The sequence below is a fragment of the Roseibium sp. QJM3NY_11 genome, assembly GCF_056173175.1.
The window spans coordinates 1,389,266-1,412,685 of the sequence record NZ_CM149660.1 but is presented as its reverse complement, the minus strand read 5'-3'; the positions used below and the strand labels follow the sequence as shown (position 1 = coordinate 1,412,685).

The window sequence follows — 23,420 nt, the reverse complement described above, 5'->3', positions numbered from 1 at the left end:
TGACAAATGACGAGACTTGGCGCCGGTCCAGGTCTCGTCTATTGATGTCATGTTGGCTTTGAGAGTTGACCGGGAGCCGGATTTGATTGAAGCAGCGATGTATGTGGCACTGGGGTTTTGCACAGCCGGCCTGATCGGCCTGGCGATCCTGCCCGCATTCTATCGCCGGGCTGCCCGCCTCACCGAGGAAGCCCTGCGCGCCGTCAACCCGGCCAGCTATGCGGAAGTCAGAGCCTCACAGGACCAGGAACGCGCGCGGTATGCGGTTGAACTCCGACGCGTGGAGATGCGGCTGGACAAGGAACGCGAGAAAGCGGCGAAGTTCCATCAGGAGACAACGCGGACGCTGACCGAGATCGAAGCTCTCAGGAAGTCCCATCAGGAAAGCATTGCCGAACTTGAAGGCAAGCTGGCCGAACAGGACAGCGACCGCCATGCGGTCGACATGCTGTCGGCGGAAGTCAAGACGCTGAAACAGAAACTCTCGGACACAGAAAAGGCCCTGAGCGAAAGCTGGGCAAGAACATCCGAAGGTCCCGCTGCGGACGAAGAGGCGACCGACGCCAGCCAGGAAGACCCCAATCAGGAAGACGCCGATGGCTGGCTGCCTGCCACCGCAACGATGGAGCTTGCGGCCATCACCGGCCTGGAGGCCGAAGTCGCCACACTCAAGGCAAAGCTTGCGAAATACGAACCTACGGTCGCCGGCGAAATCGAGAGCGCGCTCAATGAAGCGGCAAAGACCCGCCATGCCGAGCTGGAGGCGCAGCTTGTCGATACCGAAGCTCAATATGTGGCCGCCCAGGCGGAAGTGACCCGCTTGTCCCTGGTGCTGGAAGCGTCCAATGTCGCAGACACCGGCTCCGACGAGAGGCTGCAAAAGCAGCTTGAAAAAATGACCGGCGAAATCGCGGCGCAGCGCGCCGAACTCCAGGACCGGGAACGCAAGCTGCGGCGCCTGACTGGACAGATGCAGACACTCCGCAGCGATCTGGCCTCCGCCCCCGAACTGACGGAACTGCGCAAGGACTTCCGCGCCCTCGCCAGGCAATTGGCGCAGGACGGCTCCATTGCGATCAAGCCGGCGGCCGCCTCCCCCGCGCGGCGGACATCCCGGGACGATGCGAACGCCGCACCCGAGGCCGGCCCCCCGCCCCCTGCATCTGCCACCGGCACGCGAACCAACGGCAGCGGCAGCGGCAGCCGCGCCGGGACCGAGCGGGCGCCGGGAGAAACAGGCAAAAGCGCCGGCGGCCCCGCATCTTCCGCAAGGACCGCGGACATCGCCTCGGCAGCCGAAGCGCTTGTCAGCCGCATCGTCGCGTCCAGCCGGGCAAAATCCGGCGATGAGCATGATGGCACCGTGACGCCACCTGCCTCGCCACAGAAGTCCGCTCCCAAGCGCGGTACGGGCACCGCGCCGAAGTCCAAGACGGCCAAGCCGAAAAAGAAGGATGTCGCCTGATCCCGACCGGCAATTCCGCCTGATCGGACGGGTTCCGACAAGACAATGCTGAATGTTGATTGAACGCCACAATTCCATCCTGGAGCTGGCTCGCCAGCTGGGCCGGGTCAGCGTCGACGATCTCGCCAGGCGCTTTGATGTCAGCCCCCAGACCATCCGCAAGGATCTGAACGAATTGTGCGAGCGGCGCCTGCTCGCCAGGACCCATGGCGGCGCGCTCTTGTCTTCGGGCATCGAGAATGTCGGCTACGAGGCGCGCAGGATCATCTCCAGCAGGGAAAAAGCGGATATCGGCGAACAGGTCGCCGGTCTCATTCCCGACAACGCTTCGATCTTCATCAACATCGGCACCACCACCGAGGCCGTCGCCCAGGCCCTGCTGCAACACCGCGGGCTGATGGTGATTACCAACAACATCAACGTCGCCAGTCTGATGCGCGGCTATTCGCAGATCGAGGTCGTCATTGCCGGGGGCGTGCTGCGTCACTCGGACGGCGGCATCGTCGGTGAAGCCGCCGTGGATTTCATGCGCCAGTTCAAGGTCGACTTTGCCGTTATCGGCGCATCCGCGATCGATCCGGACGGCTCCCTGCTCGATTACGACTACCGCGAAGTCAAGGTCACCAAGACGATCATGGACAATGCCCGTCATGTCATTCTGGCCGCCGACAGCACCAAGTTCGAGCGCACGGCCCCGGTGCGGGTCGCGCATCTGTCGCAGATCGACACTTTCGTCACCGATTACTGCCCCAATCCGGATTTTGAGCGCATCGCCGCCGAGGCGGAGGTGGAGCTGATCCAGACCGGCAGGCAGGACGCCGGCGCAGCCGGTGTATGATCAGCGCCACTGTTATGGGGGCAGCCTCCCCTGCTGCTCCGCTCAGGACACCGGGATCGAAAGGTCAGGACATGCGCCTCGAACGTCATCGGCAATGCCGGCAATCTATTCAGGAGAAAGTCTTCCGAAAGCTCTCCTGGGCCGCCATCTTGCTGACAACTCTGATCGCCGTGCCCGCGTGGTCGCAACCCCATTCCGTATCAGGCGTCAATGCGGACGATGCCCTGAACATCCGGGCAGATATCGATCTGACACTGGATGTCGACAGTTCTGATATTGTTGGAACAATTCCGCACGACGCCTCCGATGTCATGGTAACGGGACTCTCGGTGCACATCGGCGACACGCAATGGCGTGAAATCAGGTATGACGGCACCGTGGGATGGGTAAACGCACGTTACCTGACGCCCACCAACATGTTGTTGGAGCGCCCCGAAGCGTTGCAATGCTCAGGTACGGAGCCATTCTGGAACGTCGCAATCGATGAAAACGACAGCACGTTCCTTTCGCAGGACCTGGAAAGCCCGATCGAACTTGACTACTTGCGCCTTGCGCCCGGCATCGGACGCACAGACCTTTGGGCACACTATCTGGACAGCGCTGACGGCGCATATTCCCTGACGGTCGTCGTCCGTTACACCGAAGCATGCTCCGACGAAATGTCAGACCTGACATATGATTTCGAAGCCCTGCTGCTCGGCCTGGATACTGCGGGGGCACCGGCATAAGGGTGCTGCAGCATCGGGCGTTGAGAAAAGACGGATCCGGCTGGCGGTGACGGCGGTCGTCCCAGCGTGCACCCCTGTGGGCAGGGTGTGGCAAGTCTGTTGACAGGTTGTGGAAGGTTTGTGCGGTTCTCAAGGAGAACTGGTACGCCCAACGGGACTCGAACCCGTGTTTCCGCCGTGAAAGGGCGGCGTCCTAGACCGCTAGACGATGGGCGCGCGGTGCATGGAGGCAAGAGCCTCTAGCCAAGGTCCGAGCGTATTAAGGCTGCATGAGCGAAGACGCAAGCGTTATTTTTCATTTTTCCGACGATCGTCCGGGTTTCGCACAGCCGGGTCCGCCGCCGGAAAACAACGCCGCGGAAAAGCTCACGGCTGGCGCGCGACGAAGTCGGTCCGGCCCAGTTGCCTGCCGGTCACCGGATCGAAGCGCAGCAGCGCCGTCTTGCTGCCCTCGCGAACCAGAACCAGCAGCATTCCGTCTTCAAGGCTGGTCTGAACGATCTGCGCATCTGCGCCGACAGAAATGGTTGCCGCGAAGGGTGCGTCGGACGGATCGGCCGAGTTGGTATTGATCTTGTAGACAATTGCTGCAAAGACAGCGATGAAGCCGGCAATCATGACGAGGGACGAGCCGAGCAGCAAGCGCTTCAGTTTCGCCTGGATGCGTTGGGCATCCGGATCAAGCGGCGCCTCACCCGGTCCTTCATCCCGAAAATCAGGTTGTGACATGACAGACAATTCCCTCCAAGATCCGGCCGGACAGGACCAGGATTTCAGTTTAACGGTTGATGCAGCCGATGCCGGAAAGCGGCTGGATGCGGTTCTGGCGGCTCATCTTAAAGCCCTTAGCCGTAACAGGGTTCAGTCTCTGATCAAATCGGGAGACGTCACCGTCGGCGGCGCGAAAGTAGTGGAGCCGAAATACCGGGTCAATGAAGGTGATGAACTCAATCTCACTTTGCCCGAGCCGGAAGATCCCGAACCCAAGGGCGAGGACATTCCCCTGAACGTGGTTTTCGAGGATGACCACCTCATCGTGATCGACAAGCCGGCCGGTCTCGTTGTCCATCCCGGGGCCGGCAACTGGACCGGGACGCTGGTCAATGCCCTGATCCACCATTGCGGTGACACCCTGTCGGGCATCGGCGGGATCAAGCGCCCCGGCATTGTCCACCGGATCGACAAGGACACCTCCGGCCTGCTTGTGATCGCCAAGACGGATCGGACCCACCAGGGCCTGTCCGCGCAGTTTGCCGACCACGGCAGGACCGGCCCGCTTGAACGCGCCTATTCCGCGCTCGTCTGGGGCGCTCCCTCCGGCCTGAAAGGCAGCATCGATGCCAATCTGGCCCGCTCCCACAACAACCGCCAGAAGATGGCGGTGGTCAAGACCAGCGGCCGGACCGCCATCACCCACTGGCAGGTCAAGGAACGCTTTCGCCACACCGGCGAGCCCGACCTTGCCTCGCTGATCGAATGCCGGCTGGAAACGGGCCGCACGCACCAGATTCGCGTGCACATGACCCACATCGGTCATCCACTGATCGGCGATGATGATTACGGCTCCGGTTTCAAGACCAAGATCAACCGCCTAGAAGACCCGTTGAAAAGCCTTATCCGTGACTTCGGAAGGCAGGCCCTCCACGCCGGCCTGCTGGCCTTCGAACACCCTTCGACCGGCGAAACCTTGCGTTTCGAGAGCCCGTATCCCGCTGACTTCGCAAAACTATTATCCGGATTACAAAAATTTTAGGATGCATTTCCGGCTTGCGACCATGCAATCGGCCAATTTCAAACCTATATCTACAATTCATGTGTGCCTGAACGGACACTTATGTGCGTCTATCTTTCCTCCGACATGGCTTGCTTGCGTAAATCTGCGGGGCAGCAGGAGGACAAGGGACGCAAACCTGACAAAAGGGGGTGCATGCCATGGCCCAGAACGTACCGATGCTCACAGCCGGAGAAGGCGGCCTCAGCCGCTATCTGGACGAGATTCGCAAGTTTCCCATGCTGCAGCCGCAGGAAGAGTACATGCTCGCCAAGCGCTACAAGGAGCATGAGGACCCGGCGGCAGCCGAACGCCTGGTGAATTCCCACCTGCGTCTCGTCGCCAAGATCGCAATGGGCTACCGCGGCTACGGCCTGCCGATCGGCGAGGTCGTTTCGGAGGGCAATGTCGGCCTGATGCAGGCGGTCAAGCGCTTCGAGCCGGACAAGGGATTCCGGCTCGCGACCTACGCCATGTGGTGGATCAAGGCCGCGATCCAGGAATACATCCTGCGCTCGTGGTCCCTGGTGAAAATGGGCACCACGGCCAACCAGAAACGCCTGTTCTTCAACCTGCGCCGCCTGAAGGGCAAGATCCAGGCTCTGGACGAGGGCGATCTGAAGCCGGAACACGTTTCGGAAATCGCCACGCGTCTGGGTGTCAGCGAGGAGGAAGTGATCTCCATGAACCGCCGCCTCGGCGGCGATGCCAGCCTGAACGCGCCGGTGCGCGCGGAAGCCGATGCCGGCGAATGGCAGGACTGGCTCGTTGACGAGAGCGAAAGTCAGGAGACCCTGCTCGCCAACCAGGAAGAGCTGGACATGCGGCGCAAGATGCTGAGCGAGGCGATGGACGTCCTCAACGACCGCGAACGGCGCATCTTCCAGGCGAGACGCCTGTCCGAGGATCCGATGACGCTGGAGGATCTCTCCGGAGAATTCGGCGTCAGCCGGGAGCGCGTCCGCCAGATCGAGGTTCGTGCCTTTGAAAAGGTTCAGAAGGCGGTGCGCAACAGCGCCCGCTCGGTCGATCAGCAACCGGCTGCCTGATACCCGCTGGAACCCCACCGACAAAAACGCCGGAGCTGCTGCCCCGGCGTTTTTTTTGATTAAGACCTTGTTGCAGCGGCCCACAGTCTGCGGACCGGTATCAGCAGCCCAGTGTCAGCGGACCAGTGTCAGCGGATTTCGACCGCGTAGGTCTCCACCGGAACCACCTTGCCGATCAGGCCGGCTTCGGCCATGAATTCCGCGAAGCGCTTGTAGCGGCCTGCATCCAGAGCGGCCGGACGTTTGGCGAAACGCGGCAGCGTATCGCTCCAGGCGCGCTTGTTGAGTTCGTCATCGAGATGCGGATAGGCCTCGATGAACGCCTCCCAGGCCTCGTCGGGGTGGTTGGTCAGATAAATCGTCGCCGCTTCCACCGCGGCAAGAAAGCTGACGAAGCGCGGGTCCTCGGTCTTTTCGTTGTTGACCACATAGATCAGCTCGTCAAAGACCGGAACGCCGTTTTCCTCCGGGTAGAAGGCGGTGCCTTCCTTGCCCTCGATTTCGATCTGGGTCAGCTCGAAATTGCGGTAGGCGCCGATCACGGCATCGACCTGGCCGGACAGCAGCGACCCGGACAGCGCGAAATTGACATTGACCAGCTCGACGTTGTCGATCGACAGATCCACCGAGCGCAGCATCTGGCCCAGCATGGCGTCCTCGAACCCGGACACGGAAAACCCGACGGTTTTTCCCTTGAGATCCGCCAGGGTCCTGATCGGGCCGTCCTTCAGCACGATCAGCGAATTGAGGGGCGTCTCCACCAGGGTCCCGATCCGTGTCAGCGGCAGCTCTTCCTCGATCTGGGCATGAAGCGTCGGCTGATAGGAAACGGCGATATCGCCGCGTCCTGCCGCCACAAGCTTGGGCGGCATGGCCGGATCGGCCGGCTCGATGATTTCAACTTCAAGGCCCTCGGCTTCGAAGAAGCCTTTCGTCTGCGCCGTGATCAGCGGCGCATGATCCGGATTGATGAACCAGTCCAGCAGCAGGGTCAGCTTTTCGCCGGCCTGTGCCGGTGCGGATGCGAGCAGGCCCGCGGTCAGGGCAATGAACAGAAGTTGTTTTCTCATTCGGATTCTCCGTTGTGGCAGCCTGAACTTCAGCTCACAGGCTGCCAGGGCACTAAAAACTGGGTGAGTCGATTCACGGCGAAACGCATGATCAGCACCATCGCCGCCAGCAGGATCAGGGCGGCGAACATTAGATCCGCCTGCATTCGGTTGCTGCTTTGAAGCATGATGAAAGCGAGGCCGCCCTTGGCACCGGCCCACTCGCCGATGATGGCGCCCATGGGTGCAAACACCGCGGCCACCCGCAATCCGGACGCGAAGGCCGGCAGACCGGCCGGCAGGCGGAACAGCCACAATTCGCGCAGCCGCGACAGCCGGTAGAGCCTGGCCAGGTCACACAGGCCCTGGTCAAGCCGTTGCAGGCCGTCAAAAAAGGTCGATGTCACGGTGAAGAAGATCACCAGAATGACCACCACGATCTTGGAGGCAAGACCGAACCCGAGCCACAGCACCAGGATCGGCGCGATGGCAAAGACGGGCAAGGCCTGAGTGACGAGAATGGGGGGCATCGCCAGCCTTGCAGCGGCCGGAAACAGCCATAGCAGAACGGAAAGCGCGGCACCGGCCGCGGCACCGAGCACAAAGCCGAGCACCGTTTCATAGGCCGTGATGCCCGCATGGCTCAGCAGGAAGCCGGCATTTCCGGCGAAGGCCTCGAACACCCGGACCGGCCCCGGCAGAATATAGTGCTGGGTGTCGAACACCACCACGATCGCCGCCCAGACGCCCACCGCGAGAGCGATGCCCAGCAGCGACCTGATCAGCGATGTCAGGAAGGATATCATGCGGGGCAATCCCCGCTCTGCCGCCCCAACGGGGTCGGGCTGGCCGGGACCGGCATGAACGACGATGACACCTGCCGCGTTGGCAGACAAATACACATAGGATCTCCCGTCTTCGGACACGCCGAAAATGACATTGGAGATCCGGGAAAGGCTAAGGTTTCCGTCCCTTCGCCGGCATGACCCGGATCAGGTTCTAAGGGTTCGGCTGTTCGCCATCTCAGTTCCGGAAACCGGAACACCCCTCGGACCAGGACGGACCATGCCCTCTAGGACGGCAAAAGGCAAGACACTGCGCACCGCTTTTTAAGCAGAACGACTTGCAGGCAAAAGACATCGACGACATGCCGCCAGGGCTGAGGCAATCGCATCAGTTGCCGACAATGGGTGGCGGTCAGCCGGCCTGCCAGGCGGAGATCGCCTGTTCGACCGCTTCCGATCCGGGCGTGCCCTTTTCCAGGGTCAGAATGCCCCTCTTGCCGTTTTCATAGAGCATCGGAATGTCGATCCAGCCGCGTTCGCGCAGCAAGGCCAGATTGCGCTGCTGTTCGTTCGGAAGGCTCGACAGCGCGATCCAGAAGAACCCGGGCGACACCTTGACGGATGCCCCGATGAGGGCATCGCCGCGTGCCTCCTCGGTCGGTTTCATCACCAGACCGGGCACATTGACGACATCGCCCGCGGCAAAGCTCTCCGGGAATTCGTATTTTATCTCGACGAGGTGGCTTGCCGGCAGCGAATTGTCGTCATTCGGCTTGATGCGGATTTCCACCTTCACATCCCGTTCCGGAATCTCGACGGCCGCACTCAGAACAGCCTGGGCCTGGCCGTCGAGATTGGTTTCCTCCTCGACATTCCAGACCACGGCTCCCTGCGCCGCGGTTCCCGCACCACCGGTCTCCTCGCCTTCCTCGTAGAGGATCGAGCGCTGCACGCTGTCTTCAGCAACAACGGCCGGATCCGAAGGTGCGCTGTCTTCCGGTGAAATGGCGGCCAGATTGTCTTCGGGAACAGGCACCGGTGTCTCTTCCGGTGCCGTGGGCACGCGATCGTTCTCGGCCGTAGTCACGATGGACGGCTGCTCGGGATCGGGCGCCTCGGTCTGGGGGGTGATCGTCGTTGTGGTGACAGTGCGGGCATCCGGCGCCACGACATCGGCGCCATCACCGTCATTCAGCAGCCGGTCTGCGATTTTCGAGGTATCCTCGTCGGCAGCGGCTTCAGGCTCGGCTGACTCAACCACGACAGGCTCCGGCTGGGCATCCGGCACGCTTTGCGTCTCTGCGGTCTGCGTCTGGCCGGCGCCATCGGCGGTCTGGTCATTCGACCCGAGGAAGAAGTATCCCGCCCCGGCGGCAAGCAATAGCGCCAGAACGCCGGCGGCCGCAATCGGCACAATCCGGTTCGTGGCGCCGACACCCCGCAAGGCCTCCGAGGCACTCGGCTTCGACCGCTTGTCCCGACCGTTCCTGAAGGGTGCGTTTTCCGGCGCGGCCTGGTTCCCGTTACCTTCTTCCGTCCGCCGCTCCCGGCCTGTGTCCGTGTCCGGTGCAGGTTCGAACAGGCCGTCATCGGACGCCGTCTGCGTGTTGAAAGCAGGGTCCTGCCGCCCGGAAGCCGGGTCGGCGACGATCGGGTCGGCGGCAATCGGGTCGGCAGCGTCCCTGGCGCCTTGTACCGCCTGACCGGCGGCAGATCCGAGTGCCCCGGCTTCCGTCAGTGTTTCCTGCAGCGGCGACGGGATTTCGGTCGCCGCGGGTTCCACCACCGGGGCCTCGTCAAGCGGCGCGGCTGCCGGGTGCGTTTCGGTTGCGACCGGCCCGTTTTCCGGGGCTGAAACATGTGCCGTTGCCGCCGGTTGCGAAACCGGGGCCGATGGCGGTGCCGGAGGCGCGGCCTTCGCGGCAGGCGTATTCAGGCCAAGGCTCTCGCGCGCGGCCTCGGCCTCGACCTTCCGGATGGCTTCTTCCAGGCGCAACTGCTCGGCCGTGATTTCGGATGGCGCCAGCGGAGGCTCATAGGCTTTCAGCTGATTGACAATGGCATTGCGCGCGCGGCTGTAGACGCTGCGGCGCGCGGCACCATTGTTTTCAGGCAAAGACGCGATCGTTTTCTTCAGTATCGAATAGTAATCAGCCATCTTCCCGCCTACCGGCCGACTGCAAGGATCTGTTTGCGGCCCGAGGATCCGTCTCAGGCTTATAACAAGTTTTTAATGTGCGGCGCCAATTCTTCGGCAGATGCACACCGCCAGCTTTCCTTACAGCACTCTTTTTCAACCATAAATCCGAACGAACGGCACACGAGAGCGGGCCGCCGGCCCGGTGAAAACACGCCGGGGTGATTCGCGGCGCGTTTTCATGGACCTCAATAGTGTGCTTTTAACGCCACTGATCTCAATCCTGGAAGGGATTCTGCACAAGAATTGTGTCATCCCGCTCCGGACTGGTCGACAACAGGGCCACCGGAGCCCCGATCAGCTCTTCCACATGACGCACGTATTTGATCGCCTGGGCCGGCAGATCCGCCCAGGTCCGGGCCCCTTCGGTGGATTCCTTCCAGCCCGACAGCGTCTCGTAAATCGGCTTGACGCGCTCCTGAGCCCCCTGGGACGCCGGAAGATAATCGATCCGTTCGCCATCGAGTTCATAGGCGATGCAGATCTTGATCTCGTCGAGACCGTCCAGAACGTCCAGCTTGGTCAGCGCGATGCCGTTGATGCCGGAGGTGCAGACCGTCTGGCGCACAAGCACCGCGTCGAACCAGCCGCAGCGCCGGCGGCGCCCGGTGACCGTGCCGAATTCGTGACCGCGGGTTCCAAGAAACTCGCCGACTTCGTTGTGCTGTTCGGTCGGAAACGGACCTTCGCCGACGCGCGTCGTGTAGGCCTTGGTGATGCCGAGAACATAGTTGATCGATCCCGGCCCCAGGCCGCAACCGGCAGCCGCCTGCCCGGCAACCGTGTTGGAGGAGGTCACGAACGGATAGGTTCCGTGGTCGATGTCCAGCAGCGCGCCCTGAGCGCCCTCGAACAGGATGCGCTTGCCCTGACGGCGCAAGTCGTCCAGCAGGTACCAGACCTTGTCCATGTAGGGCAGAACCTTGCCGGCGATGCTGGCCAGTTCGTCGTAGATCGCCTGAGCGGAGATCTCTTCCTGGCCAAGCCCGCGGCGCAGGGCATTGTGATGGGTCAGAAGACGGTCGATCTTGGCGGGCAGCGTGGTCAGGTTCTTCAGATCCATGAGCCGGATCGCCCGGCGCCCGACCTTGTCCTCGTAAGCCGGGCCGATGCCCCGCTTTGTCGTGCCGATCCGTGTCCCGGTGTTCGAGTTTTCACGGAGCGCGTCGAGTTCGCGGTGCAGCGAAAGGATGAGCGTCACGTTCTCCGCCACGCGCAGGTTCTCGGGAGTGACCACGACACCCTGCTGGCTCAGGCGCTCGACTTCTTCTGCCAGCGCATGCGGATCCAGCACCACACCATTGCCGATCACCGAGAGCTTGCCCTCGCGGGCCACCCCGGACGGCAACAGCGACAGCTTGTAGCTGACCCCGTCGATCACCAGCGTGTGGCCGGCGTTGTGTCCGCCCTGGAACCTTACGATGACATCGGCCTGTTCCGACAACCAGTCGACAATCTTGCCCTTGCCTTCGTCACCCCATTGCGAACCGACAACAACCACATTCGCCATCTAGACTTTGCTCTCCTGAAGCAGCTTCTCTGCATCCCCTGAACGGATTCGGGATGTCAATATGATACGTCCCCGGCAAGGGCATCCCGCGTTCGCTCGAAAGCGGACCGGATGCTCTACCATTTTTGGATCGATCAATGTCTGGATGACCAATAGCGTCCGGCTGGTTATCCGTTGATCTAGCGACCGGGGCAAACGGCGCGGACTATAGACAGGTTTCGCTGAGCGCGCGAGTCTCCGAAAGGAAATTTCGCGCCCCTCCGGCCGCTTTTTCAGACCTCGTTCAATCAGGGCAGTTTGGCTTTTTTGGGGTCGGCGAAAAAGCTGCGCAAAAGGTGAGGTCCGCTGCGTCACGCAAGACCCATCAGCCCGATTGTGAAGACTGCTTCGCCATGGCTCGCTTTTCGGGTATTCCGCCGCCGGCCCGCGTGATAGGCCGGACCGGGACACACAAGCAGAAAGACTGTCGGAATGCCCTTGCGCAACTGGATCATGCTGGCCGTTCTCGGCGCCATATGGGGCGGGGCGTTCCTGTTCGCCAAGGTTGCCGTCGCCGAAATACCGCCGTTGGTGCTGGTGTTCCTGCGGGTCGCGATCGCCTGTTGCGTTCTGCTGGCCGTGCTCTGGCATCAACGGCTGCTGCACCATCTGGAACCGCGCCTGGCGGTGCCGTTCCTGATCATGGGTTTCCTGAACAACGCCGTTCCGTTCTCGCTTCTGTTTGCCGGACAGACGGTGATCGGCGCCGGGCTCGCATCGATCCTGAACGCGACCACGCCGATCTTCACGGTCATTGTCGCCAGCCTGCTGGTCAAGCAGGAAGAATTGCGCGCTCATCGGATCGCCGGGGTTGCCCTGGGTGTTGCCGGTGTCGCCATCATGTTGTGGAGCAGCCTGACAGGGCTGGCCACCGACCCGGTCTGGGCGCAGATGTGCTGCCTGGGCGCAGCCATGTCTTATGCCTGTGCCGCGACTTTTGCCAGACGCTTCAGGTCGCTGCCGCCCCAGGTCGCCGCAACGGGCCAGCTCATGGGCTCCAGCACCCTCATGCTGCCGGTCGCGCTGGTCTTTGCCGGCGGCTGGATGCCCGCGGACGCCGGTCTGACCACGTGGCTCAATGTTGTCGCGCTCGGCGTGCTGGGAACCGCGATTGCCTATCTGATCTATTTCCGTTTGCTCGCGGAGGCCGGGGCGACCAACGCTTCTCTGGTCACGTTGCTGGTTCCCGCGAGCGCGCTCCTGCTGGGCTGGCTGGTTCTGGGGGAAAGTCTCGGTCCGCTCCAGCTGGGTGGTTTCGCCGTGCTTTTGTGCGGACTGATCGTTCTGGACGGCAGGATCCTGCGGCGCAAGTCAGCCACACCGGGCCAGTGAGGCGACCGGCGGCGCAAGAGCGCCGCCGGGTTTCCGTCGGGCAAAGTCAGAACTTCAGCAACTTGACCTGTTTGACATGCGAAACCGCCTCCAGGCGGCTCATGACGTCCCGCGACACTTCGCCGTCCACTTCGACAAGACAGATGGCGTCGTCTCCCGCCGCCAGCCGGCCAAGGTGGAAAGTGGCGATATTGACGCCGCTGTTGCCGAGTTCCATGCCGAGCTGACCGATGAAGCCCGGCTTGTCTTCATTGGTGATATAGAGCATGTGCGGCCCGAGTTCGGCTTCCATGTTGATACCCTTCACCTGAATGATGCGCGGTTTGCCGTCACCGAACACCGTCCCGGCGACCGAACGTTCCTGACGCTCGGTGATCACGCTCAGGCGCATATAGGTTTCATAGGCGCCCTGCTTCTCGCGCCGAAGCTCCTCGACCTTGATGCCCCGTTCCTTGGCCAGGATCGGTGCGGACACCATGTTGACCGTCTGCAGGAGCGGCGTCAGCAGCCCGGTCAGGGCGGCGGCGGTGAGCGCCTGAACGTTCATTGCCGCAACCGCACCGGCATATTCCAGCCGAACGCCCTCGATACCCGTTTCGGTCAATTGCCCGGCAAACGATCCGAGTTGCTCGGCCAGGCGCACAAAGGGCGCCAGCTTGGGGGCTTCCTCGGCGGAAATCGACGGCATGTTGAGCGCGTTGCGCACCGCGCCCTGAAGAAGGTAGTCGCACATCTGCTCGGCAACCTGCAGCGCGACATTCTCCTGGGCTTCCGTCGTCGACGCGCCCAGGTGCGGCGTGCACACGAAATTGGGCGCACCGAACAGCGCGTTGTCCTTTGCGGGTTCCTCGGCGAACACGTCGAAAGCAGCACCGGCCAGCGTGCCCGCGTCGAGCGCGGCCCGCACGGCCTCCTCATCGGCCAGCCCGCCGCGCGCGCAATTGATCAGGAACGCGCCCCTGCGCATTTTCGCGAGGGCGTCCGCGTCGATGATATGCCGCGTCTTGTCGGTCAGCGGCGTGTGCAGGGTGATGAAATCCGACCGGCCCAGAAGCCCGTCCAGTTCCACTTTTTCGACACCCAGTTCGACCGCCCGTTCCGGCGTCAGGAACGGATCATAGGCGATCACCTTCATCTTCAGGCCGATCGCCCGTGCGGCAACGATCGAACCGATATTGCCGCAGCCAACCAGTCCGAGGGTCTTGCCGGTCAGTTCCCGGCCCATGAAGCGGGACTTTTCCCACTTGCCGGCCTGGGTCGAGGCATCCGCAGCCGGGATCTGCCGGGCCACCGCCATCATCATGGAGATCGCGTGTTCCGCCGTCGTGATCGCATTGCCGAAAGGCGTGTTCATGACAATGATGCCACGGGCCGTCGCCTTCTGGATATCGACGTTGTCGACGCCGATGCCCGCCCGGCCGATCACCTTGAGGTTTTCCGCCGCCGCAATGACCTTTTCGGTCACCTTGGTGGCGGAGCGGATCGCAAGACCGTCATAACGGCCGATGATCTCCAGAAGTTTTTCCTTGTCCTTGCCGACATCGGGCAGGAAATCCACATCCACGCCGCGATCCTTGAAGATCTGAACGGCAGCGTCGGACAATTTGTCTGAAATCAAAACCTTGGGAGCCATGTGAGCTTCTCCTTGAACAGGGAACACGTCCGGGCAGCGCACCGCCCGGAAAGATCTTCACGTTTGGAGAAAAACTCAGGCGGCGTGAGCCAGTTTCGCTTTTTCGCTCTGGTAGGCCCAGTCGAGCCAGGCCGTCAGCGCGGCGATGTCCGAGGTCTCGATGGTCGCTCCGGCCCAGATCCTGAGACCGGACGGCGCATCCCGGTAGGCGCCGATGTCATGGGCGACACCTTCGCCGTCCAGCGTGCTGACGATGCCCTTGGCAAAGGCGGCCTGCGCATCGGCGGCGAGCGCCTGGACTTCCGGATCGGTCACCTTGAGACAGACGGACGTGTTGGATCGTGTCGCCGGATCGGCGGCAAGAAAGTCCACCCATCCCGTGGCAGCAACCCAATCGGCCAGAACCTTGAGATTGGCATCGGCCCGCCCGCGCAAGGCCTCGAGGCCGCCGAGACCGTCCGCCCATTTCAGTGCATCGAGATAGTCTTCCACGCACAGCATGGAGGGCGTGTTGATGGTCTCGCCCTTGAAGATGCCCTCGATCAGCTTGCCGCCCTTGGTCAGGCGGAAGATCTTCGGCAGCGGCCAGGCCGGCGTGTGGCTCTCCAGCCGGTCGACGGCACGCGGGCTCAGGATCAGCACGCCATGGGCCGCCTCCCCGCCGAGCACTTTCTGCCAGGAAAAAGTGACCACATCGAGCTTGTCGAAGGGGAGGTCCTGCGCGAAGGCCGCCGACGTCGCGTCGCAGATGGTCAGGCCGTCCCGGTCCGCCGGGATCCAGTCGCCGTCCGGCACCCGCACGCCGGATGTGGTGCCGTTCCAGGTGAAGACCACATCGTTGGAAAAGTCGGCGGCGGACAGGTCGGGAAGCTGGCCGTAAGGCGCCTCCAGGGTCCGGGCATTGTCCAGCCTGAGCTGCTTGATCACATCCGTGACCCAGCCGGAGCCGAAGCTTTCCCAGGCCAGCATGTCGACGCCGCGCGCACCGAGCAGTGACCAGAGCGCCATCTCGACGGCGCCCGTATCGGAGGCCGGAACGATGCCGATCCGGTAACCTTCGGGCACCTGCAGCACCTTGCGGGTCAGCGCGATGGCTTCGGCGAGTTTCGCCTTGCCCGGCTTGGCGCGGTGGGACCGGCCAAGCGGCGCGTCGCCAAGCTGGTCGAGCGACCAGCCGGGACGTTTGGCACAGGGACCGGACGAAAAATTGGGATTGGCCGGACGCACGTCCGGCTTGACGGTAAGCTTGGTCATATCAGTCTACCCTTTCAGATAGGAGCCCCTCGTTGGGGAGGGGTGGCCCACCTATGGGGATAAGACGATAGCGACCCGGGGTCAATTCAATTCACGAATGAGGGCTGCGCGCGAGACCGGCTTCCGCATCTCCGGGAACCGCGCGCGCCTCCCGAAGGATTGCCGCTCGTCTCTCGGCGGCCACGGCGGTGCCGGCCCGGACACAAAAGAGGCCGGTCAGACGACCGGCCTCTTGAAGACTTCTGATCGGTGGATCAGAAGTTGCTCGTGATCGGGCCCTGCGGCTCGTAGTAGACCGGACCCGATGCCGGTGCACTGGTACTGCCGAAGCTGTAGCGCACACCGAGGCGGATTTCGTGAGCGGTCAGGTCTTCCCACTTGACGCGGGTCTCACCGGTGCCGGCATCATGCAGTTTCACGGTCGCGGCATCGCCGAGATCGCGGTACTGGTAGCCCGCATCAAGCGCCCAGTTGTCGGTCACCGCATAGGACGCACCGGCCATCAGGGCCCAGGCGAAATTCCATTCGCTGTTCTTGCCGTCATAGTTGGTGCGGCCGCCACCACCCGGGTTGATCGAGTAGGTGCTGTTGGTGGTCACGTAGGACGCGCCGATACCCGCGCCGACATAAGGCGTGATCTTGTGCCAGGTGCCCAGATCGACATAGCCGTTCAGCATCATGGTCCAGACGTTCGATGTCTGTGGCTTCTGTCGAGAAGCCGCCGGCGCAGGTGCCGCAGACCGCATAGCCCTTGGCCTGAGCGGCGGTCTCGTAGTCCAGCGTCACATCCGTGCGGAAATAGTCGTTGAACTTGTAGCCGACACCCACGCCGATCATCCAGGCGTTGTCCATCGACTCGCGCTGAAAGCGCAGGTCGCCGATCACAGGGTCGTTAAAGCTTCCGCTCGGATCATTGTAAAACTTGTAACCGATGTCGCCGCGCAGGTACCACCCGCCGACCGCCGGAATTTCCGGCACGTGCTCGATAACCGGAGTTGGCAAGTCCGCAGCGAAGCCCGCAGTGGAAAGCACAACAGCAAACCCGGTCAAAGACAAACGCTTGATGAAATTGTCCATGTCCTCGTCCTCTTCCAGTGAGCGTCCGCCTCATCTATTATTCGGACACATCAAACTTGAAAGCATACTGAGGCGAATTCATTAATTGTGCCTTAACTCTGTTAATTAACCGCGTTTTTTTACCTTAAGAAAACCTTAATGGCAGCAAGCCTTGCTTACAAATGAAGACCTTGGTTTCCGTCAAGGAACAGATCCACCTGCCGAGAACCCCGGTCAGGACAGGATGAAACAGATACTGATCACCGCTGCGCCGGTCACGGACCAATTTGGCAGGAGACTGCGCAGCATCGTCGAACAGGCCCGGATCGACGTGTATCCGGCAGGCGTTTCAGTTCGGTTCATTGACGACCATGACGCCGGATTTCAAATCCCGAGCACTCTTTCAAAAGCCGGATCAGGAAGGATAAATTGCAAAAAGTCCGGCGTGCCCGAAAACCAGGCATCGACGCATTGAAACGGGAGAGGCCGTGCAGACTCCCCCGCTCTTGAGCTCATGGCGCGACATGAACGCTCTGCACGCCGTTTTTCTCTCGAATGCCGTCGCGAATGACGGCTTTGACGAGCGCAAACGCCATCAACACCATCACCAGGCTGAACGGCAAGGCTCCGATCACCATGGCGGTCTTGATCGCGCCAAGGCCTCCAACGATCAACAGCCCGCCAACCACCAGACTGAGGGCGGAGCCCCAGAAGATGATATGCGGACGTCCGCTTGGATTTTCTGCACCTGCCGCATTGATCGTGTTGACGATGAGGATTGCGGAATCTGCCGTCGTCACCAGGTAGGTCAGCAACAGCACGACAACGATCATCGCCATCAGCCAGGCAACACCGCCTGACAGGATCAGGTCCAGCATTACGAAGAGCTGACTTTCCTGCCCAGCACTCGAAATCGCGTCGCCTGCAGATCCGTTCAGGGTCAGGTCAATCGCGGTCCCGCCCACGACCGTGAACCAGACGAAACACATCAGCGACGGAACGACAATCGAGCCGACAATGTATTCGCGCAACGATCTGCCGCGTGAAATTCGGGCAAGAAAAACCCCGACAAACGGTGCGAAGGCAATCCACCAGGCCCAGTAGAACACTGACCAGCCGCCTTGCCAGGCGGCAAGTGCGTCGCCGGTTTCGGTTCCATCCGGACGCCAGACGGTGACAAGAAGTTGAGGCAGTGAGATCACGTAGTCGATCAGACCGCTCAGCAGCGCGTTCATACCGAAGAAAGTCGACCCGAAAAGCAGGAAGAACGCGAGCAGAAAGAAACTCAGCCCCATATTCAGGTTGGACAGCCATTTGATGCCTTTTCCGACGCCTGACAAGGCGGACAACGTCGAGGCCCCCATGATGACAAGCAGCGCAAGGATGACGCCTGCTGCGGTCGGCTTGCCGTCAGGCTGGATGATCCAGTCACCAAGTCCGATCCGGCTGAGACCGGACACGAATTGCTCCACGCCAAACCCGAGGGTCTGCGCGACGCCCAGGATTGTCGCGACGACTGCAACAACATCGACCACGTGGCCGATGGTTCCTGAAAGGCGTTCCCCGAAAATGGGTGTCAGACCGGAGCGAATGGTAAGCGGCAGGTTCCGCCGATACGAGAAGTAGGCAAGCGAAAGCCCGACCAGGGCATAGCATGCCCAGGCCGAAAAGCCCCAATGCAGGAATGACCAGACGTAGGCGGGCGTGACATTGTTTGCCGAAAATCCTTCCGCTTCACCCAGGATCACATTTGGATTGGTGGCGAAGTGATACATCGGCTCCGCCGTTGCAAAGGTCAGCATGCCGATGCCGATCCCTGCTCCGAACATCATCGAGAACCAGGAAAAATTCGAAAACTCCGGCTTGTCCCCGACTTGCCCGAGTTTCAACTTTCCTGTGCTCGGTATCAGCGCCAGGATGAAACAAAGAACAAGAAAGAAGGCAACGGTATAGACGTACCAGCTGGCAAAATTCTTGAGCAGCAGGCCGTTGAGCGCATTGAGAACGGCAGCCGCATTTTCCGGCACGGAAATCGCCCAGACAATCAGTGCACTGACCAGCACCTTGGATGTAATCGCGACATTCTTGCTGAAGCCCGAGTAAAATCCGCTGTCCGCGGTTTCGATGGACAGGTGCATCAAAGGGGGTTTCTTCGCCATGGTTCTTCCCATATGGCTGGTAAGCACGAGACAAACAGGATCCGTTGCCCCCCGCAGGGAGTTGCCGGCTGTCTCGTGTCGTTGGGAAGGCGCGCGTTTTCTGATGTTCTGATGCACGCCCGCAGGGGTCGGGGCGGACCGCCCTCCAGCGATCCGTCCCGCTCAAATATCAACTTGGCAAATATTCATCGCTCCAGGAAACACTGAGATCTCCGGATTTGAGCATGGTCTCAATGGCCTGATCCGCGTAGCCGAGTTCCTTGAGAATGACGCGGGTCGACGCCCCGAACTTTTCCGCCGGAGACACGGAACAGACCTTGCCTCTCACCGTGCGCACCGCGTACGGGTCCAGTTGTGTGATCTCGTGCCCGCTGGGATGATCGGGGTAGATCGAGAAGGAAAAACTTCCGTTTTCAACGCCCGACGTCCCATCGGCGATGCGTGAATTTTCAGCGCGCAATGCATCGATGTTGTCGCAGATCGCGACACCGATATCGGCAGCGCGCAGCCGCTCGACCCACTCGGTTGCCGGGAATGTCTGGAACGCGGTCGCAAGATAGGCGGCGCGCTCTTCCGCCGGCACGTCCGGCAGGTCCTCCATGCCCTCGACATTGCGGAACCGGGGCAAGTCGCTCTCATAAGCACTGAGCAGCACATAGACACCCGATGCCGTGCTGTAGAAACGGCTCAGGTCATCATGACCATTGGCTTCCGGACCCGACGGCTCGTCAAACAGACCCCGGCCGCGGTAATCGTAGCAGTACGGGATCTGCAGCAACCCGCTGTTGGCCGCGAGCGACGTGCGCCCGCGCCCGATCCGGCCGAAACGGTGCTTCTGGTAAAGTGCGGTCGCCACGGCAAGCGCTCCACCGAAGCCGCACATCACATCGATGGTGCCGACATGCGCGTGCTCTTCCGGCGTATCCATGGCACCGCCGAAGCGCAGCATGATGCCGGTGATCGCCTGGACCAGATCGTCATAGCCGATGTAGTCCGTGCGTGTGCCACGCTGAACGCCACTGAAGCAATCCAGCTTGCAGAACAGCGCATTGGGGTTCAGCTTGCGCAGACGCTCCGCATCGAGCCCCACCCGTTTGATCTGTGTGTCCGGCGCGTTCCAGACGATGACGTCCACGGATTTCACGATATCCTCGAACACCTTGCGGCCGTGTTCCGCCTTGATGTCCGCCAGGATCGACCGTTTGCCGCGCATTTGCGACATGCCGTAGACCACGGTGTTCCAGCTGTCGTAGAGCGGCTTGGACGGGTCCAGCTTGATCACTTCCGCACCGAAGCGGCTCAGATAGCTTGCAGAGTGCGGGCCGGCGATCACATTGCAAAGATCGAGGACCTTGACCCCCGATAGCCAGGCTTCCTGGGCGGTATCCTCGGAGGGCTCGGGAATCTCTGTCCGGAGCTTCTTGAGGATCTTCAGCGCCTCATCGAATTCGATCCAGCGGCGCGGTTCGGGCCGCAGGGCCTCCTCGCCGCTTTCTTCCATCCAGACGACCGGCCCGGGCTGGGTCATGTCGCCATAGACCGGGTCCCACACGTCGATCATCAGGCCGGAGGTTTCCGCATACTCGTCATGGATCCACTCCTGCAGCCAGCGCTGCGGAGCTCCCGGGATGCCGCAGCGGCCGAACAGCTTCTTCCATTCATGGGATGTACGGGTGATGAAGACCTCTTTCATCCGCGCGGCAATCTTGTCGGCCCATTCCTTCGGCATGGGATAGACACCAAGCGAGGTATCGCTGCTCCACTCGGCGTAAGGCTTGTAGGTATCGTCTTCCTCCGTCAGGCCTTCCTCGACGAACTCGTCGTAGAGGTTGAGCACTTCAAGGCAGCGGCGCGCGTGATGCTTGTGGCTCGGGCAGACGACGTAGAACATGCGGCCGTCCTTGCACATGTAGCTGCGGAAGAACGGATCGAGGAGTTCCTGCAGATCCTCGTAGCTGACGTTCATCGGCAGACCTTCGATGCGCCGGCGCTCGATCTCGATCTCGCGCTGCGTCAGATAGCGCGCGGGCATCTCGTTGATCTTGATCGAATTGTAGCAGAGCCCCTCCATCACGGCAGCGGCCAGAGGCACCTCGATCTGATCGCCAAGGCCCGTTACCTGCCGCGACTGGAGCGCCAGAACCACCGAGGAGGCCGCGATCTGGGAGGCATAGGCCGAAGACAGAGGCAGGGGGGAAAAGGACGGATTGAGCCCCATGAGAACCCGGTTCAGCCCCATATCGGTAAACACACCCAACGTCGCCGACACGATGCTTTCGAAGGCCCGCAATTCGCGGCGCTGTTCGTCATTGGAGGCAAATCCGGGGATCGACAGGGTGATCAGTTCCGGACGATCCTGGCGCATCGCCGCAAAATCGATGCCCAGCTTCGCAAGCTTGCCCGGCCGGAAGTTCTCGATGACAATGTCCGCTTCGGCGCATAGCGCAAGGGCTTTTTCCAGGCCGTCATCGGACTTGAGGTCGAGGTTGACGATCACCTTGTTGCGGTTCAGCGTCGCATTGGCCGGACTGTCCCACATTGCCCCTGCCGGCGGATCGATATGGACAACTGTCGCCCCGAGGTCGCCCAGCAGCATCGCAACCGCCGGCCCGGCAATATACTGCCCGAAATCGACGACCTTGACCCCTGTCAGAGGTAGGTTTGAAAAGGAACGGGTCATTTTTTCTCCAGAAAAACGAACGGGCTCATGCCCTGTTGCTCTGCGTCTTCAAGGCATCCTGCGACCGGTCGGCCAGGATCCAGCCGGCGGCTTTCTCGGCAATCATCAACGTCGGTGAATTGGTGTTTCCGCTGGTGATTTCCGGCATGATACTGGCATCCACCACACGCAGGCCGGCCACGCCTTTCAGGCGCAAGTGCGGATCGAGAACTGCGTCCGGATCATCCTCCCGGCCCATCTTGACGGTGCCCACGGGATGGAAAATCGTATTGGCGATGTCGCCTGCAAGCTTGGCAAGATCCTCGTCACTCCGGAACTGCACACCAGGCTTGAATTCCTCCGGCTGATAAGCCTTCAGGGCGTCCTGGGACATGATTTCGCGCACCTGCCGCAAGCTGTCTGCCGCGATCTTCCGGTCTTCTTCCGTTGCAAGGTAATTCGGTGAAATCTTCGGCGCGTCCCGGAAATCCGCCGAGCCGATCCGCACGGATCCGCGGCTGGTCGGGTTGAGATTGCACACACTCACCGTCATGGCGGGAAAGTCGTGCAGGTCTTCACCGAAGGCCTCGAGGCTGAGCGGCTGAACATGGTACTCGAGATTGGCGTAGGCCCGGTCCGGATCGGACCGGGCGAATGCCCCCAGCTGGCTGGGGGCCATGCTCATGGGCCCGGTGCGTCTGAGCACATATTCCAGCCCGATTTTTGCCTTGCCGGTCAGCGAGTTCGCCAGTGTGTTGAGGGTGCGGGTTCCGGTCACCTTGTAGACCGCCCGGATCTGCAGATGGTCCTGAAGATTGTCGCCGACGCCGGGGGCATCAAGCACGACATCGATGCCATGGGACTTGAGAAGATCCGCCGGACCGATCCCCGAAAGCTGGAGGATCTGCGGAGAATTGACCGCGCCTGCCGACAGCACCACTTCGCTCCTGGCCGAGACGGTCACCGAATTGCCTTTGAGGTTCACACGCGCACCCGTGCAGCGCGGATAGCCGTCGGGCGCGGTCTCGAAGGTCAGTTTTTCAACCTGCGCCTCGGTCCAGATCGTCAGATTGGGACGTGACTTCGCCGGGCGCAAAAATGCCTTCGACGTATTCCAGCGCCATCCGGACCTTTGATTGACCTCGAAGTACCCGACCCCGGCATTGTCGCCGCTGTTGAAATCATCGCTTTTCTCGATACCGATCTGTTCCGCGGCCTCGGCAAAGCTGTCGAGCACGTCCCAGCGCAGGCGCTGCTTCTCAATGCGCCATTCGCCGCCATGTCCGTGCATGTCGGAAAAACGGCTGTTGCCGCCAGTTTGCGGATCCGCGCCGTCATCCAGCTTGTAGTGGTGTTCATGGGCCTTGAAATCCCTGAGGGAATTCTCCCAGGACCAGGCATCCTCGCCGGTGAGCCTCGCCCAATTGTCATAGTCCCGCGCCTGGCCGCGCATGTAGATCATGCCGTTGATCGACGAGCAGCCACCGAGCGTCTTTCCTCTCGGATAGCGCAAGGTGCGCCCGTTCAGGCCCTTGTCCGGTTCGGTCTGATACATCCAGTCGGTGCGCGGATTGCCGATGCAGTAAAGGTAACCGACAGGAATATGGATCCACGGATAGCTGTCGGGCTTGCCCGCTTCAAGCAGAAGCACGCGCGTTGCCGGGTTCTGGCTCAGTCTGTTGGCGAGCAGGCACCCGGCCGAGCCGCCGCCCACCACGATGTAATCGAACGCCCCGTCACTCTTTGAGCCAATGGCCATAAGCTCTCACCTTGCTGCGGTTGGACGCGTCTGCAAGAGCTTGAAAAAGCACCGGAGGCCCGCATGAAAGAAGGTCTGCCTCTTTCGACGCGCGTGGCCCAGATCGATGCGATCCTCCCAGAACGCGTTTTTCGAAG

At 61.5% G+C, this 23,420-nt stretch carries 19 protein-coding genes, 1 tRNA gene and 1 riboswitch; of the genes, 7 read left to right on the top strand and 13 right to left on the bottom strand.

The window, feature by feature from the left end:
- Positions 1–82 precede the first annotated feature (82 nt).
- The 3 genes from AC0VX3_RS06470 to AC0VX3_RS06460 all read left to right on the top strand — a co-directional run bounded on the left by AC0VX3_RS06470 (position 83) and on the right by AC0VX3_RS06460 (position 3,031).
- The gene (locus AC0VX3_RS06470) at positions 83–1,465 is read left to right on the top strand and encodes a hypothetical protein (protein ID WP_475524012.1); all 1,383 of its coding nucleotides are present in this window, start codon (positions 83–85) and stop codon (positions 1,463–1,465) included.
- Between the two features lie 52 nt (positions 1,466–1,517).
- On the top strand, positions 1,518–2,303 hold the full coding sequence (locus AC0VX3_RS06465; protein WP_342892966.1) for a DeoR/GlpR family DNA-binding transcription regulator: 786 nt from the start codon (positions 1,518–1,520) through the stop codon (positions 2,301–2,303).
- A 71-nt stretch (positions 2,304–2,374) separates the two neighbouring features.
- The gene (locus AC0VX3_RS06460; protein ID WP_475524011.1) at positions 2,375–3,031 is read left to right on the top strand and encodes a hypothetical protein; all 657 of its coding nucleotides are present in this window, start codon (positions 2,375–2,377) and stop codon (positions 3,029–3,031) included.
- Positions 3,032–3,171: 140 nt separating this feature from the next.
- On the opposite strand, the gene AC0VX3_RS06455 is transcribed toward AC0VX3_RS06460, so the two are convergent.
- Positions 3,172–3,247 (bottom strand) — tRNA-Glu (locus tag AC0VX3_RS06455).
- Positions 3,248–3,397: 150 nt separating this feature from the next.
- Positions 3,398–3,760, bottom strand: coding sequence for a hypothetical protein (locus AC0VX3_RS06450; RefSeq protein ID WP_475524010.1), 363 nt, complete (start codon positions 3,758–3,760; stop codon positions 3,398–3,400).
- Here AC0VX3_RS06450 and AC0VX3_RS06445 point away from each other — a divergent pair.
- Both AC0VX3_RS06445 and rpoH read left to right on the top strand, forming a co-directional pair.
- Positions 3,759–4,784 carry an RluA family pseudouridine synthase gene (locus AC0VX3_RS06445; RefSeq protein WP_475524009.1) on the top strand — a complete coding sequence of 342 codons (1,026 nt, stop codon included), beginning with the start codon at positions 3,759–3,761 and terminating at the stop codon, positions 4,782–4,784. The genes AC0VX3_RS06450 and AC0VX3_RS06445 overlap by 2 nt on opposite strands.
- Before the next feature lie 179 nt (positions 4,785–4,963).
- Positions 4,964–5,851, top strand: coding sequence for an RNA polymerase sigma factor RpoH (gene rpoH, locus AC0VX3_RS06440; RefSeq protein ID WP_475524008.1), 888 nt, complete (start codon positions 4,964–4,966; stop codon positions 5,849–5,851).
- 128 nt (positions 5,852–5,979) lie between these two features.
- Here the strand turns inward: rpoH and AC0VX3_RS06435 are convergent, their stop codons facing one another.
- From AC0VX3_RS06435 to AC0VX3_RS06420, 4 genes are all read right to left on the bottom strand, one after another.
- Complete coding sequence (locus AC0VX3_RS06435; protein WP_475524007.1) at positions 5,980–6,921, bottom strand: ABC transporter substrate-binding protein; 942 nt, start codon at positions 6,919–6,921, stop codon at positions 5,980–5,982.
- Between the two features lie 29 nt (positions 6,922–6,950).
- A complete protein-coding gene (locus AC0VX3_RS06430) occupies positions 6,951–7,802 on the bottom strand; it encodes an ABC transporter permease (RefSeq protein ID WP_348151812.1) in 852 nt (283 codons plus the stop codon).
- A gap of 50 nt (positions 7,803–7,852) precedes the next feature.
- Positions 7,853–7,959: riboswitch (TPP riboswitch) on the bottom strand.
- A 138-nt stretch (positions 7,960–8,097) separates the two neighbouring features.
- A complete protein-coding gene (locus AC0VX3_RS06425) occupies positions 8,098–9,843 on the bottom strand; it encodes a hypothetical protein (RefSeq protein ID WP_475524006.1) in 1,746 nt (581 codons plus the stop codon).
- A gap of 256 nt (positions 9,844–10,099) precedes the next feature.
- Positions 10,100–11,392 carry an adenylosuccinate synthase gene (locus tag AC0VX3_RS06420; RefSeq protein WP_342892974.1) on the bottom strand — a complete coding sequence of 431 codons (1,293 nt, stop codon included), beginning with the start codon at positions 11,390–11,392 and terminating at the stop codon, positions 10,100–10,102.
- 471 nt (positions 11,393–11,863) lie between these two features.
- On the opposite strand from AC0VX3_RS06420, the gene AC0VX3_RS06415 reads away from it, so the two are divergent.
- A complete protein-coding gene (locus AC0VX3_RS06415) occupies positions 11,864–12,763 on the top strand; it encodes a DMT family transporter (protein WP_475524005.1) in 900 nt (299 codons plus the stop codon).
- Positions 12,764–12,809: 46 nt separating this feature from the next.
- Here AC0VX3_RS06415 and serA read toward each other — a convergent pair whose 3' ends face one another.
- From serA to AC0VX3_RS06395, 4 genes are all read right to left on the bottom strand, one after another.
- Positions 12,810–14,396, bottom strand: coding sequence for a phosphoglycerate dehydrogenase (serA, locus tag AC0VX3_RS06410; RefSeq protein WP_475524004.1), 1,587 nt, complete (start codon positions 14,394–14,396; stop codon positions 12,810–12,812).
- A gap of 75 nt (positions 14,397–14,471) precedes the next feature.
- Positions 14,472–15,650 carry a phosphoserine transaminase gene (locus tag AC0VX3_RS06405; protein WP_475524003.1) on the bottom strand — a complete coding sequence of 393 codons (1,179 nt, stop codon included), beginning with the start codon at positions 15,648–15,650 and terminating at the stop codon, positions 14,472–14,474.
- Positions 15,651–15,904: 254 nt separating this feature from the next.
- Positions 15,905–16,288, bottom strand: a complete 384-nt coding sequence (locus tag AC0VX3_RS06400) for an outer membrane protein (RefSeq protein ID WP_475525152.1) — start codon at positions 16,286–16,288, stop codon at positions 15,905–15,907.
- Positions 16,191–16,727: a hypothetical protein gene (locus AC0VX3_RS06395; RefSeq protein WP_475525263.1), complete on the bottom strand. Its 537-nt coding sequence runs from the start codon at positions 16,725–16,727 to the stop codon at positions 16,191–16,193. Before AC0VX3_RS06395 ends, AC0VX3_RS06400 begins: the two co-directional genes overlap by 98 nt.
- 223 nt (positions 16,728–16,950) lie before the next feature.
- On the opposite strand from AC0VX3_RS06395, the gene AC0VX3_RS06390 reads away from it, so the two are divergent.
- Entirely contained in the window at positions 16,951–17,181 is a 231-nt protein-coding gene (locus AC0VX3_RS06390) for a hypothetical protein (protein WP_475524002.1), read from the top strand.
- Between the two features lie 37 nt (positions 17,182–17,218).
- Here the strand turns inward: AC0VX3_RS06390 and AC0VX3_RS06385 are convergent, their stop codons facing one another.
- The 3 genes from AC0VX3_RS06385 to AC0VX3_RS06375 form a co-directional block, all read right to left on the bottom strand.
- Complete coding sequence (locus AC0VX3_RS06385; RefSeq protein WP_475524001.1) at positions 17,219–18,865, bottom strand: BCCT family transporter; 1,647 nt, start codon at positions 18,863–18,865, stop codon at positions 17,219–17,221.
- A gap of 169 nt (positions 18,866–19,034) precedes the next feature.
- A complete protein-coding gene (locus AC0VX3_RS06380) occupies positions 19,035–21,545 on the bottom strand; it encodes a CoA transferase (RefSeq protein ID WP_475524000.1) in 2,511 nt (836 codons plus the stop codon).
- 25 nt (positions 21,546–21,570) lie between these two features.
- On the bottom strand, positions 21,571–23,283 hold the full coding sequence (locus tag AC0VX3_RS06375; RefSeq protein WP_475523999.1) for a GMC family oxidoreductase: 1,713 nt from the start codon (positions 23,281–23,283) through the stop codon (positions 21,571–21,573).
- Positions 23,284–23,420 lie beyond the last annotated feature (137 nt).

Coding starts and splice junctions, on each gene's coding strand:
- AC0VX3_RS06375 (WP_475523999.1), bottom strand. CDS start 23,283: ATGGCCATTGGCTCAAAGAGTGACGGGGCGTTCGATTACATCGTGGTG.
- AC0VX3_RS06415 (WP_475524005.1), top strand. CDS start 11,864: ATGCCCTTGCGCAACTGGATCATGCTGGCCGTTCTCGGCGCCATATGG.
- AC0VX3_RS06460 (WP_475524011.1), top strand. CDS start 2,375: ATGCGCCTCGAACGTCATCGGCAATGCCGGCAATCTATTCAGGAGAAA.
- rpoH (WP_475524008.1), top strand. CDS start 4,964: ATGGCCCAGAACGTACCGATGCTCACAGCCGGAGAAGGCGGCCTCAGC.
- AC0VX3_RS06420 (WP_342892974.1), bottom strand. CDS start 11,392: ATGGCGAATGTGGTTGTTGTCGGTTCGCAATGGGGTGACGAAGGCAAG.
- AC0VX3_RS06425 (WP_475524006.1), bottom strand. CDS start 9,843: ATGGCTGATTACTATTCGATACTGAAGAAAACGATCGCGTCTTTGCCT.
- AC0VX3_RS06380 (WP_475524000.1), bottom strand. CDS start 21,545: ATGACCCGTTCCTTTTCAAACCTACCTCTGACAGGGGTCAAGGTCGTC.
- AC0VX3_RS06385 (WP_475524001.1), bottom strand. CDS start 18,865: ATGGCGAAGAAACCCCCTTTGATGCACCTGTCCATCGAAACCGCGGAC.
- AC0VX3_RS06435 (WP_475524007.1), bottom strand. CDS start 6,921: ATGAGAAAACAACTTCTGTTCATTGCCCTGACCGCGGGCCTGCTCGCA.
- AC0VX3_RS06465 (WP_342892966.1), top strand. CDS start 1,518: ATGTTGATTGAACGCCACAATTCCATCCTGGAGCTGGCTCGCCAGCTG.
- AC0VX3_RS06395 (WP_475525263.1), bottom strand. CDS start 16,727: ATGGACAATTTCATCAAGCGTTTGTCTTTGACCGGGTTTGCTGTTGTG.
- serA (WP_475524004.1), bottom strand. CDS start 14,396: ATGGCTCCCAAGGTTTTGATTTCAGACAAATTGTCCGACGCTGCCGTT.
- AC0VX3_RS06405 (WP_475524003.1), bottom strand. CDS start 15,650: ATGACCAAGCTTACCGTCAAGCCGGACGTGCGTCCGGCCAATCCCAAT.
- AC0VX3_RS06450 (WP_475524010.1), bottom strand. CDS start 3,760: ATGTCACAACCTGATTTTCGGGATGAAGGACCGGGTGAGGCGCCGCTT.
- AC0VX3_RS06445 (WP_475524009.1), top strand. CDS start 3,759: ATGACAGACAATTCCCTCCAAGATCCGGCCGGACAGGACCAGGATTTC.
- AC0VX3_RS06390 (WP_475524002.1), top strand. CDS start 16,951: ATGAAACAGATACTGATCACCGCTGCGCCGGTCACGGACCAATTTGGC.